General features: G+C 55.3%; 11 protein-coding genes. 2 read left to right on the top strand and 9 right to left on the bottom strand.

Translation table 11 applies throughout. From position 1 onward, the window contains the following. Nucleotides 1-37: 37 nt before the first annotated feature. From K2F33_RS31665 to K2F33_RS31685, 5 genes are all read right to left on the bottom strand, one after another. The gene (locus K2F33_RS31665) at nucleotides 38-838 is read right to left on the bottom strand and encodes a Cof-type HAD-IIB family hydrolase (RefSeq protein WP_263880538.1); all 801 of its coding nucleotides are present in this window, start codon (nucleotides 836-838) and stop codon (nucleotides 38-40) included. Between the two features lie 78 nt (nucleotides 839-916). Beyond that, entirely contained in the window at nucleotides 917-1,678 is a 762-nt protein-coding gene (locus tag K2F33_RS31670; protein ID WP_263880539.1) for a pseudouridine synthase, read from the bottom strand. Next, a complete protein-coding gene (locus tag K2F33_RS31675) occupies nucleotides 1,675-3,237 on the bottom strand; it encodes an RsmB/NOP family class I SAM-dependent RNA methyltransferase (RefSeq protein ID WP_263880540.1) in 1,563 nt (520 codons plus the stop codon). The genes K2F33_RS31670 and K2F33_RS31675 overlap by 4 nt, the downstream gene beginning before the upstream one ends. A 206-nt stretch (nucleotides 3,238-3,443) precedes the next feature. Further along, entirely contained in the window at nucleotides 3,444-4,292 is an 849-nt protein-coding gene (locus K2F33_RS31680) for a GTP diphosphokinase (RefSeq protein ID WP_076170223.1), read from the bottom strand. A gap of 24 nt (nucleotides 4,293-4,316) precedes the next feature. After that, nucleotides 4,317-5,411 carry a quinone-dependent dihydroorotate dehydrogenase gene (locus K2F33_RS31685; protein ID WP_076170733.1) on the bottom strand — a complete coding sequence of 365 codons (1,095 nt, stop codon included), beginning with the start codon at nucleotides 5,409-5,411 and terminating at the stop codon, nucleotides 4,317-4,319. 188 nt (nucleotides 5,412-5,599) lie between these two features. Here K2F33_RS31685 and K2F33_RS31690 point away from each other — a divergent pair, with 188 nt between their 5' ends. Beyond that, on the top strand, nucleotides 5,600-5,734 hold the full coding sequence (locus K2F33_RS31690) for a hypothetical protein (protein WP_263880541.1): 135 nt from the start codon (nucleotides 5,600-5,602) through the stop codon (nucleotides 5,732-5,734). Nucleotides 5,735-5,797: 63 nt separating this feature from the next. Here K2F33_RS31690 and K2F33_RS31695 read toward each other — a convergent pair whose 3' ends face one another. From K2F33_RS31695 to K2F33_RS31705, 3 genes are all read right to left on the bottom strand, one after another. Next, on the bottom strand, nucleotides 5,798-7,249 hold the full coding sequence (locus tag K2F33_RS31695; protein WP_263880542.1) for a L,D-transpeptidase: 1,452 nt from the start codon (nucleotides 7,247-7,249) through the stop codon (nucleotides 5,798-5,800). 123 nt (nucleotides 7,250-7,372) lie between these two features. Then, nucleotides 7,373-7,615, bottom strand: a complete 243-nt coding sequence (locus tag K2F33_RS31700; protein ID WP_089546064.1) for a ferredoxin — start codon at nucleotides 7,613-7,615, stop codon at nucleotides 7,373-7,375. A gap of 166 nt (nucleotides 7,616-7,781) precedes the next feature. Further along, the gene (locus tag K2F33_RS31705) at nucleotides 7,782-9,104 is read right to left on the bottom strand and encodes a DNA polymerase IV (RefSeq protein ID WP_256992725.1); all 1,323 of its coding nucleotides are present in this window, start codon (nucleotides 9,102-9,104) and stop codon (nucleotides 7,782-7,784) included. 155 nt (nucleotides 9,105-9,259) lie between these two features. Here K2F33_RS31705 and cimA point away from each other — a divergent pair, with 155 nt between their 5' ends. Next, nucleotides 9,260-10,879, top strand: a complete 1,620-nt coding sequence (gene cimA / locus K2F33_RS31710; RefSeq protein WP_076170226.1) for a citramalate synthase — start codon at nucleotides 9,260-9,262, stop codon at nucleotides 10,877-10,879. 129 nt (nucleotides 10,880-11,008) lie between these two features. Here the strand turns inward: cimA and K2F33_RS31715 are convergent, their stop codons facing one another. Further along, complete coding sequence (locus tag K2F33_RS31715; RefSeq protein WP_076170227.1) at nucleotides 11,009-11,560, bottom strand: TlpA family protein disulfide reductase; 552 nt, start codon at nucleotides 11,558-11,560, stop codon at nucleotides 11,009-11,011. Nucleotides 11,561-11,756: the final 196 nt, after the last annotated feature.

Genomic DNA, 11,756 nt, shown 5'->3' on the forward strand with positions numbered 1-11,756 from the left:
GTACCAAGCTGAAGCCGTAGGAAGGCTCTTTTTTTCATTACGACAAACAGTATTTCAGCAGCGCCGCGTGCACGCCGTCCTCATTGTTCGAAGCCGTCACCTCATTAGCTGCGGCCTTAACCTCCAGCGGCGAGTTATCCATCGCCACGCCAAGGCCGGCGTAGGTGAGCATCGTAATGTCGTTATAATAGTTGCCGATTGCCAGAATCTCCTCCTGCCGGTAGCCGCGCCGCTCAGCGAGATGCTTCAGGGCGTTCCCTTTGGACGCTTCCGGATGCATCAGGTCGACGAAATATTCGCCGCTCCGCAGGATGTTAAATTCCGGCGTCCACGCCGCGATGTCCTGATGTACCTGGTCCATCGTGTCCGGCTGCCCAAACGCGGTGACCTTGACGATCGGATCACTCAGGTCACGCAGCGGCGGCAGAACCGACGGCAGCATCAGATAGTTTTCATACATGCTGCGTACTTCCACGGCCAGTCCCTCAACGTCGTCGACAAACATCTGAAACGCCGTATTAACGTCAAAATGCACGCCTTCCTTCCGGAAGTAATCCAGGTAAGGCACGATCGCCTTGGCGTCCATCGCATATTGGTGAACCACTTCCCGGGTGTCCACCTTCACTGTCGCTGCCCCGTTATGGCTGATGACGTAGCCGGAGAGCCCCATCTGTTCCATAAACGGAATGGAATTTTGCGGTCCTCTCCCGGTGCACAGCACGATTTCAGCGCCTTGACGCGCGGCCTCCTGAATCGTCTTCTGCGTCTGTTCGGTTACTTCATGCTCATCATTAAGCAGTGTGCCGTCGACATCCAATGCAATCAGTTTGTATTTCATGCTCCATCCATCCTTTGCCGTAATATCTCTATCTGTTCTAAAGCGAGCCGGTCTTTGGTCTATTGTAGTATGCCAATGTTATCGGGATATTTCATCCTTCCCGAGCTGCAGCAGCTCATTCTCCGTCAGCTCACGGTAAGTCCCGATGCGCAAGCCTTCATCCAGCTTCAGTTCCCCCATCTGCACGCGCTTGAGGTAGGTGACCTTTTTCCCGACAGCCTGGAACATCCGCTTCACCTGGTGAAATTTCCCCTCATGGATCACAAGGGAGATGTGGGAGACAACTCCTTCCCCCTGCTGCTCTTTGCGCAAAATAGTGAGCTCGCCGGGCAGCGTAACATAACCGTCGTCCAGCGTGACCCCGGAGGCGAACTGCTGTACATCGGCTTCGGTCACGTCGCCGGATACGACGGCCTCGTATGTTTTGGGAACATGCCGCTTGGGCGACAGCAGCTCATGCGCCAGCTTGCCGTCGTTGGTGAGCAGCAGCAGGCCTTCCGTGTCCTTATCCAGCCGCCCGACCGGAAACGGCTCGAATGCCAAATGCTCCGGTTCCAGCAGATCCAGCACGGTCCGGTCCCGTGTATCCTCGGTCGCCGATACGACGCCTGGCGGCTTATGCAGCATGAGATAGATAAATTCCTTATACTGCACCTGTTCCCCGTCAATCCGGATGTCATCCTTATACGGGTCGACATGCATGCCGCTGTCCTTGGCCCGGACTCCATTGACGGTAACCCCCGCCTGTTTGATTTTCTTCTTGATATCGCTCCGGGAGCCATATCCCATATGCGTTAACACCTTGTCCAACCGCAGTGTCGTTCTGCCCTGCTTGCTCATGCGGATGTCCACCTCCAGCCTGCCGGATATTCGTTCTTCAGCATGCCCTCCTGCCACTTGCCCCATCCGGCTGAATAGCCGTCGATGCAAACCAGGGCGTAGCCCTTGGGCGAAGCTTCGCCTCCGCATTCCACGCGTTCCTCGGGAATGCTCAGCGTTTCCCCCTTCAAATAACGCACGGCTTCGCCGCTCCCGGAGTCCAGCCGGATGACCCGGATGAACTCACCGGGATGCAGCGCCGTCGCCAGCGGATGGGCGGGAACGAATCGGCCGTTCTTGGCATCGCCCATGTACCAGCCGGGGCGGACGACCTTCAGCCCGTCGAGAAGGCTTGGCGGCAGCGGCGATTGATAAATATGGGAGCCGTAGACGACCGTATGGCCCCCCGGCACGAAGCCAAGGAGATGTTCGCGGATGAAAGCTTCATACGCGGCCGTTGGTGCGGCTTCGCCCTGATTCCCCGCACCTTTTTTCGGCGGTTTTCCTTTCACGGGCTTGACGTTTCGCGTCGGCCGTTCCTTTCCCTTAGGCCGGTCGGCGGACTCCGCCGGAGCCGTGCTGCTCAGCAGCGTATCTCTGGCCCGTTCCGCTTCGGCGGCAGACTTAGGGTCCACCTCATGCTGAAGGACAGCCAGGAAATGCCCTTCGCCCTCAATCCGGTGCGGCCACAGCCGGGCTGTGCCCCGAACCTGCTCCCAAACCTGATCCGGAATATGCCCGAATCCGGAGCCTTGTTCCTTCAGCCAATCCGTTTCCCCTGCGGCAAAAGAGCCGGTTCCTCCGACCGGAAGCACGCGGAATTCAGGATGACCTGCCACGAATTCCGCAATCATCCCTTCGTTTTCTTCCGGAGAAAACGTACAGGTCGAATACACGATCCGTCCACCGGGTTTGAGCATCGTGGCGGCTGCCCTAAGAATGCCGCGCTGCATGTCCGCATACTTCAGAGGCGAATCCCCATCCCATTCCTTGATCATCGCTTCGTCTTTGCGGAACATCCCCTCTCCAGAGCAAGGGGCGTCGATCAGAATTTTATCGAAAAAGGCCGGAAACTTCTCCGCGATCCGGTCGGGATGCTCATTGAGCACGACCGCGTTGCGGACGCCGTACAGCTCAATATTTTTGGCCAGCGCCTTGGTCCGGTCGGCATTCAAATCATTGGAGACCAGCATGCCTGTCCCCCGCAGCTTGGCCGCAATTTGCGTCGATTTGCCTCCAGGGGCGGCGCACAGGTCCAGTACGGCCTCTCCCGGCGTTACGTCAAGCAGCTCCACCGGAGCCATTGCGCTTGGCTCCTGGATATAATAAAGGCCCGCATGGTAATACGGATGCCTGCCGGGCCGTTCACCCGCTTCGGTATAGAAGCCTGTCCCGCACCAGGGAATCGGCCGCAAATCCCATGGGGCGATAGACAGCAGGTCTTCTGTGGAAATTTTCAGCGTATTGACCCGGATGCCGCTGCGCGGCACACGGTCATACGAATCCATAAAATCGGTATACTCCTCTTTCAGCAAGGAACGCATCCGTTCCTGAAAGGCAGCAGGCAGCTTAAGTGCCATGTGCTTCATCATCCTGTCTTTATTATAAAATCGTTGGCCGGACCCCATTGTATCAACCCTCGTCCATACAAACAACCCGCTGCGCATGATCGGCAGCGGGCTGAATCCGAATGTTATGCCTCATCGGAAGGATCGTTTTTCTTTAGATCATGGCTGTAAGATTTCAGGGATACTGAAACATCCCATGATCGCAAGAAAAATTTCCGCTAATCTCGGTCTGTCTCCTGTGAGAAGACGTCGATAGAATTTTTCTTATAGGCCGCCATCAGTTCCCGCACCTCGTCGAGGAGCTGTCTCATGCTCTCCATGTCATGGGGCTTGCCTGGCTCGGTCTGGGACCAGATTTGATTGAACCGTTCCTGGAACGCCATCGCCTCGTTCACCAGATGATAGAAGTAGAGCTGATGGATCATCGCCAGCACCGTAGAGGTCACGTTGGAATCGTCCTCAAACTGCTTCTGCGCCTCAAGGATATCCTCACGGATGCTCGACATTTCGTTATCCAGCACGGATGCCGCTTCGGCCGCGGTCTGCAGCCGCTTGCGGATGTTCTCCGGAAGGCTCTCCCTGTACTTATAGCTGAGCGAATGCTCGATCGTCGCCCAGAAATTCATCGCCAGCGTGCGGATTTGGATCTCCGCCAGCACCGGTTTTTGACCAAGCGCCGTCTGAACCGGGTACTCCACGATCATATGAAAACTGCGGTAGCCGCTTTCTTTATAATTCGTAATATAATCCTTTTCATACAGCACCGTCAGATCCTTCCGCTTGCGAATATATTCGGCCACGCGGCGGATATCCTCGACGAACTGGCACATGATCCGGATGCCGGCGATATCCTCGATCCCTTGCTCCAATTGATCCATTGGAACGCTAAGCCGCTTCGCCTTGTCCAGAATGCTCGATATTTTCTTGACGCGTCCGGTCACGAACTCGATCGGGGCATATTCCTCTCTCTTCTTCAGTTCCGCACGCATCGTCTTGAATTTGACCTTCAGTTCCTCAACGGTTTGTTCATACGGTAGTAGAAACAATCCCCAATCTCTGCCGTCCATTCACATGCCTCCTGTCTGTCTCCCTCAGTGATGGTCTGCCCCCACAGCCTCGGAGATATGGGCAAAGCCGTCACGACGCAAAAGCTCTCTCAGCCCGGCGTTGATTTTCCGGTTGATTTCGGGTCCTTCATATATAAGGGCAGTATAAATTTCCACCAGGCTAGCACCTGCCCTGATCTTCTCATAAGCATCTTCAGCCGTAAAAATGCCGCCGGAACCGATAATCGGCAGCTTGCCGCCCGTCTGGCGGTATACCCGGGATACGACCTCCGTGGAACGGATACGCAGCGGTTTGCCGCTAAGTCCACCGGTTTCCTTGGCATTCGGATGGCTCAGCCCTTCCCGCCCGATCGTGGTGTTCGTGGCGATAATGCCGGAGATCCCGCTCGGAGCCAGCGCGTCGACCATTTCTTCCAGCTCGCCGTCGCTCACATCAGGCGCAATTTTCACCAGAATATGCTTGGACTCTCCGTGCTTGGCGGCTTGTGCCCGCATCTCTTCCATAATATGCCGGACCAATGTCGAAAGTTCGCTGCCGTACTGCAGATTGCGCAAATCCGGCGTGTTCGGCGAACTGATGTTAACCACAAAAAAATCCCCGTACGGATACAGGGTACGCAGGCATTCCTGATAATCCTTATAGGCTTCCTCGTTCGGAGTTACTTTATTTTTGCCGATGTTCACGGCGACCGGGATTCTGCGGTTCTTGATGGCCGCCAGCCGCTTGGCCATGGCCTCCGCTCCCTCGTTGTTGAATCCCATCCGGTTCACAAGCGCCTCGTCGGGCGGAAGGCGAAACAGGCGGGGCTGCTCGTTGCCCGGCTGTCCCTTCGGCGTCACCGTGCCAACCTCCATAAAACCAAAGCCGATGGAAGAAAAACCGTCGACCGCTGCCGCATTCTTGTCCAATCCTGCTGCAAGTCCAACCGGTGTCGGAAAATGTATGCCGAACAGATCCACTGCGAGGTCTGCCGTCTCGTTCACGCCGTACATGCTTCGCAGTAGGCCCGTTCCTCCCGGAAACGCGCCCGCGGAATGAAGTCCGCCGATGACCAAATGGTGAGCTTTCTCCGGATCCATTTTAAAAAAAATCGGTTTTGCCAAATTTCGGTACAGCACCAGCCAATCTTCCTCTCCATGCACATTGTTGTCTCTATCCTTCAGTTTATCCTTAATCGGTATAAAAATAAAGTTTTTTGCCTGATCGAACCGGCTGGCTCCAAGCCCATCCCCTGCTGGTATTTTACATTGAAAGCCATTACAATGAGGGTAAGATTGAATCTGATTAGGAAAGAAGGTAGAACGTCATGGCAACCAAGCGCAAACCGCCGACGCTTCAGCAGAAGAAGGACGAAGTCAACCGGAGGGCGGTGCTTTCGGTCGGGGTCGGCCTGCTTTTGCTCATTCTGCTCATTTCGGTTCTGATTATTTTCAACGTGTAAATTTTTAATTCTATAATCTAACGCATTATCGTTTGGGACAAGCCTTTCTGCCAGGGCTGCGGTTCACAGCCAGTGATACGTCTGATGGGAGTTCGTCTGATCCTGCCTCGGCTTCGTAAGGAATCTTTCCTTCGGCACGAGCGGCAGATCAGGCAGAACCCCCTTGCTGATGAGAACAGGGGTGCCTAACGGTACGAGATCAAAAAGCTCCTCAATGTCCGCCCTGCTCATGCGGATGCAGCCTTTGGATTCGTCCTTACCGACGCTGTCGGGTTCGTCCGTGCCGTGAATCGCGTAATTGGTGTCCGACAGCTGCATGCCCCTGCTTCCAAATTCGCCGTCATCCCGGCCGTTCGGATTCATCACCTTGATCGAAATTTTGTATTTTCCCTCCGGCGTACGTTCTCCCCCCAGTCCAACCTGATAACTGCGGATGAGCTTATCCCCGCTGACTACGGCCAGACGGTGCGCCGCTTTATCGACGATAATTTCGAGCCGCTCCTGCAAAAAGGGCTCCTGCCCCCATGTCGAAGCAAACGGAGACGACGGCGTATTGGCACCGGATGCCGTTTCACCGCTCCCGCCTTCTTGTCCCTTAGAAGAACTACCGCCGGATTGCATCCATTCGGCCATCGGGGCAAACGCCTCCTGCATGCGCGGCGTCCGTCCCGAAACCCAATTTTCCGGAAACGGCCGCGTCAGATCGTTCACGGACTTCGGCAGGGCTCCGTTCTTGTCCCGGTAGGCAGCCATGGCGCTGTACAGCAAAGCCAGCTCTTCCTGCTCCAGGGTCCATTTCGCGGCGGCGGACTGCAATGCTTCCTGATCCTCAGGTTTGCATGCGCAGTCTTTGGCGTTATAGGACTGATAGGTCATCTTTCCTTTCCCGCCGGAAAGCATCGTATAAGAGACTGGCAGATCGCGCGACCACAGCAGCCATTTTCCCTGCCGTTTCATGGTCAGGACCGCCAAGCGGTTCCTGGATTTCTGCGCGATTGACATTTCATCCGCTAGCAGGTGCGCCTTGCCGTCCCCATCGTCCTCGCCCAGTGCGGTAAACACCGTACCGGATGCAGGCTGTCTGGCTTCTGCCGCAGCCCCCTCGCCTATACCCGTACCCGTTTTCTCCGGCATATCACCTGCTGCTGCAGCCGCCTGCACTTCTTCCCCGGGGTTCGCCGATTCTTCGGCAAGGCTCTGCCGCTGCGGCGACTCCACCGAAGGAATCAGCACCAGAATGAGAATCATCAAGGCAACCGCCGCCCGGCGAATCCGCCGCCGCTTCCGCTCCGCATCCTCGGCCTGCTTCAGCAGCTTCTGTTCGTATTCCAGCCAAATATCCGAAGGCACCCGGCTCGTTTCAAAGGCTTCATAAATTCCGCCCGACTGGTTAAAGCAGTAGTTGGCTTTCCCCTGCTGCCCGCTTTTTTCATATTCCTTCCCCAGCAAATACCATCCCATTTTATTGTCCGGATGCATCTGAACGTATTTTTTGAGATAGAGCGAATTCTTCAACGGTAACCTCCATGCGCAAATGTTCTTTCTATTTATATCGGCACGCGGAAAACAAAAAAACATCCCCCTCGAGGCCTATTCGGCCGGGGGATGTTTTCAGACATAGGCGTATGCAGCGATGCTTCAGCCTTCTTTATGAAAAGGGCAGTCCGCGATCTTAATGGAATCGGTCGGGCAGCCGTCAACGGCATCCTGCAGGTCATCGTACATCTCTTCAGGAATTTCGGTGTTGCCTGTGTTGTCGTCGCCGCCGTACACGACTCCCGCCAGCCCCTCATCGTCGTAATCGTAAATATCCGGAGCGGTTGCGCCGCAGGCGCCGCACGCGATGCAGGTATCTTTCTCAACCCAAGTATATTTGGCCATGGCTCTCCTCTACCTTTCTATTTATCTATATAAATGATCTATCCAAAAAAAACGAAATGTTCTCCACTATAGCAGCAAAACCATATTTCTATGGTAACGCAAATTTCACCGTCTCTTCAATGACAAAAATCACATATTTTCGTTTCGTGACTTTCGCCCTAGCCCCCTACGGAAGATCCTCATCGCGCTTATCGGCAAAATCCATCTGCAGCGACGTTCCCCGTACCCGATGGTTGCGCAGCAGCGCCGACGGATCGTCGCCGAGCATCCCCGCGGTAACGACGGCGTTCTCCCCGAACTTGTTCCGCAGCTCGTCCATGATCTTCGTCAGGTTCTCCTTCTTCGGCTGCTTCTCATAGCTGAACAGATCAAGCTGGATCGCCGATTCCTCCTTCGGCACCAAATGCTGCAGCGTCACGCCGAGCAGCCTGACCGGCTTGTCCCAGCTCCAATGCTCCGCATACAGCTTGCGTGCCGCCTCGTAGATGTCCTCGGCATTTTCGGTCGGGGCAGGCAGCACGCGGGCACGCGTGATCGTCTTCATGTCCGGCGTCCGGATCGTGATCTGCACCCCGCCTGCAACCAGTTCCTTCCTTCTTAAGCGCCGGGCTACCTGATCGCTTAAATTGAGCAGCACCCGGTTGACATCTTCCTTGGCGCTGATGTCGTGAGGCAGCGTCGTGGTATGCCCGACCGATTTGCTCTGCTCCCGATCCTCCACCACCGGAGAATGGTCAATGCCGTTCGCCGCCTGCTTCATCCAGGCTCCCACGACCCCGAACACGCGGATCAGCGCTTCTTCGTCCGTACGCGCCAGCTGGCCGATCGTATGGATGCCGATTTTGCGCAGCTTCTCCGCCGTTTTGCCGCCGATCCCGAACAGCTCGCCGCAGGGCTTGCTCCACAGCACGTTCGGCACATCGCGGATGCGAAGGACCGAGATGCCGTTCGGCTTTTTCATATCGGAGCCCATCTTGGCCAGCAGCTTGTTCGGGGCGATCCCGATAGAGCACGGCAGCCCGAGCTCCTCATAGATCCGCCGCTGGATTTCCTCAGCGATGTGCTGGGGCGTCCCGAACTGCTTCGATCCGGTAATATCGAGATAGCATTCGTCAATCGAAGTCGCCTGCATCAGCGGCGTATAGGAATAGGCGATTTTCATAAACGCCTTGGAGTATTTGCGGTATAAATCAAAATCAGGCTTGATGACGATCAGCTCCGGGCACAGCTTCAGCGCCCGGGTGACCAGCATGCCTGTTGAAATGCCCCGTTTCCGCGCAGCATAGGAACAAGTAACGATAATTCCCTTACGCAGCTCCATGCTCCCTGCAACCGCGGTGGGCATGCCCCGGTATTTCTCCGGCTCCTCCGCCTCATGGACGGAGCAATAAAACGCGTTCATATCGACATGCAGAATGACCCTTCCATTCTGCGGATAATAGGCATCAACGCTTGGCTTGTCCATCTTTCTCACCCTTACCAAATTCATAAATCCAGCATACCCCTCGCCAGAAACGAGGTCAAGAACCCTGGGAACCTACTTGCACGAGGAATTCTTTGTTACATTCCCGCGTAAAAATGATATAATAATGAATTATACAAATGACGTAGTGATCATTCCAAGACTTCCAAAGGAGGACTCCCATGTCTAAGTCCATTTCCATCTTCGATACGACCCTGCGGGACGGCACCCAAGGCGAAGGTGTCAGCTTGTCCGCCGACGATAAACTGAAGATTGCCAAGAAGCTCGATGAGCTTGGCGTACAATATATTGAAGGTGGCATTCCGGGAAGCAACAGCAAGGACATCGAGTTTTTTAAAAGGGTTCAGCAGCTGGGCCTGAGCGCCAAAATCACCGCTTTCGGCAGCACGCGCCGTAAAGACAGCAAAGCTGAGCAGGACGGAAACTTAAAGCGCATTCTAGAATCCGGTGTACAGGCCGCCACGCTCGTCGGCAAATCCTGGGACTTCCATGTCCATACAGCGCTGCAGACCACGCTGGATGAGAACCTGGCCATGATTTACGACTCGATCGCCTTTTTGAAGCAGCAGGGGCTTGAAGTCATTTTTGACGCCGAGCACTTCTTCGACGGCTATAAGAACAATGCGGACTATGCCGTGTCCGTGCTGAAGAAAGCCAAGGAAGCCGGCGCCGATTGGCTGGTGATGTGCGACACGAACGGCGGAACCCTCCCGCACGAAATCCACGGGATCGTCACCAGCCTGACATCGCTTATCCCTCAGGCCCAATTCGGCATCCATACGCATAATGACTGCGAGCTCGCCGTGGCCAACACGCTCAGCGCGGTAGAAGCCGGCGCCCGCCAGGTTCAGGGAACGATCAACGGATACGGCGAACGCTGCGGCAACGCGAATCTCTGCTCTATCATTCCGAACCTGGAGCTCAAGCTCGGTTACGAGTGCATCGGTGAAGATCGCCTGAAGCAGCTGACCAACACCGCCCGCTTCGTCAGCGAAATTGCCAACGTCAACATGCCAGTGAACCAGCCGTATGTCGGTAACGCGGCATTCGCCCACAAAGGCGGGATCCACGTCTCCGCCATTCTTCGCGACTCGCGCACGTACGAGCATATCGTGCCCGAGCTCGTCGGCAACAAGCAGCGCGTGCTGGTGTCGGAGCTGGCCGGCCAGAGCAATATCGTGTCCAAAGCGCAAGATATGGGCCTGGACTTCGATTCCACGAGCGAGCATTCGCGCAAAGTGATCGAGAAGATCAAGGATCTCGAGCACCAGGGCTATCAGTTCGAAGCGGCAGACGCGTCCCTAGAGCTGCTCCTGCGCGAAGCCGGCGGCGAAATGAAGGAACTGTTCACCTTTGAATCCTTCAAAATGCTGGTAGAGAAAACCGCCGGCAGAGCCGTCGTTTCCGAGGCGTTCGTCAAGCTGAACGTCGCCGGCAACAACGTCTATACTGCGGCCGAGGGAAACGGTCCGGTCAATGCGCTTGACAATGCGCTGCGGAAGGCGCTTGTGCAGTACTTCCCGGCGATCAAGGAAATGCACCTGTCCGACTATAAGGTCCGCGTGCTCGATGAGAAGGATGCGACCGCGGCCAAGGTTCGCGTACTGATCGAATCCCGCAACATCAACCAGTCTTGGAACACCGTCGGCGTGTCCGAGAACGTCATCGAGGCGAGCTGGGAGGCGCTGGTCGACAGTATGCGCTACGCCCTGCTGGGACAGATCCTTCAGACATCGGAACCTGAAGCGGCTTCACCGTCGCAAGGGCTGGTCAATCACTAAACCATTCATATCAGCTTAACTGAAGCAGACCGTCCGGGAGCTATCCTGGACGGTCTTTTATGTTCTACAACAAATTCACAAAAAAAAGAAGACCTCCGTTCACGCGGCGGGTCTCCCATTCTCCTTAAACTAGGACTCGATCAGATGCTTGATCTTCTTCTCCAGATCCTTGGACGGCAGAATGCCCAGGATCACATCCTGCACGACGCCATTTTTGTCGATCAGCACGTTCGTCGGGAACACGGCTCCTTTGTACTGGTCGTAAATCGTTCCTTTCAGGTCCAGCATGACCGGAAAATTCACGTCGTATTTCTCGACGAAGCTTTTGGCGTTTTTCTTGTTGTCGTATTTGGTGACATTGATGCCGTAAATATTCAGGTCATCCTTGTATTTCTCCGCCAAGGCATGCAGCTCGGGCGCTTCCTGCTGGCACGGATCGCACCAGGAAGCCCAAAAATTCACCAGAATAGCCTTGTCCTGCGCCCCGCCGACACGGTATTCCTTCCCGTCGAGCCCCGTGGCCGTGAAGGCCGGTGCCAGATATCCCGCTTGCGGCTTCGTTTCGGTCGGCATCGGCTTCTCCTGCTGAAAGGCAGCCTGGATTTTGTCGCCTGCACTTTGGTAAACTACAACACCCGCCAGCACCAAAAAGGCGAGCAGAATATACAAATTACGTTTCATTGATGTCGTCCCTTTTTTTCATAAAGTGGTATCCCTTATATTTTACCCTCTTTTCACGGGAACTTACAAATGAACTGCAAAATTTTTCCCAACGACCTATTTGGCTTGTGCCACAATGCGATTTGCCGAGCACGTCCCTTGCGATTGTACGGGCATCCCGCTACACTTGACATGATATGAACGCACAAAAAAAAGA

The sequence above is a fragment of the Paenibacillus sp. PSB04 genome (genome assembly GCF_025809195.1).
Lineage (GTDB): Bacteria > Bacillota > Bacilli > Paenibacillales > Paenibacillaceae > Paenibacillus_AQ > Paenibacillus_AQ favisporus.

Excerpts from the sequence above, each read along its gene's own strand:
- K2F33_RS31665 (WP_263880538.1), bottom strand. The coding sequence starts at position 838 with ATGAAATACAAACTGATTGCATTGGATGTCGACGGCACACTGCTTAAT.
- K2F33_RS31670 (WP_263880539.1), bottom strand. The coding sequence starts at position 1,678 with ATGAGCAAGCAGGGCAGAACGACACTGCGGTTGGACAAGGTGTTAACG.
- K2F33_RS31675 (WP_263880540.1), bottom strand. The coding sequence starts at position 3,237 with ATGGCACTTAAGCTGCCTGCTGCCTTTCAGGAACGGATGCGTTCCTTG.
- K2F33_RS31680 (WP_076170223.1), bottom strand. The coding sequence starts at position 4,292 with ATGGACGGCAGAGATTGGGGATTGTTTCTACTACCGTATGAACAAACC.
- K2F33_RS31690 (WP_263880541.1), top strand. The coding sequence starts at position 5,600 with ATGGCAACCAAGCGCAAACCGCCGACGCTTCAGCAGAAGAAGGACGAA.
- K2F33_RS31700 (WP_089546064.1), bottom strand. The coding sequence starts at position 7,615 with ATGGCCAAATATACTTGGGTTGAGAAAGATACCTGCATCGCGTGCGGC.
- K2F33_RS31705 (WP_256992725.1), bottom strand. The coding sequence starts at position 9,104 with ATGAATTTGGTAAGGGTGAGAAAGATGGACAAGCCAAGCGTTGATGCC.
- cimA (WP_076170226.1), top strand. The coding sequence starts at position 9,260 with ATGTCTAAGTCCATTTCCATCTTCGATACGACCCTGCGGGACGGCACC.
- K2F33_RS31715 (WP_076170227.1), bottom strand. The coding sequence starts at position 11,560 with ATGAAACGTAATTTGTATATTCTGCTCGCCTTTTTGGTGCTGGCGGGT.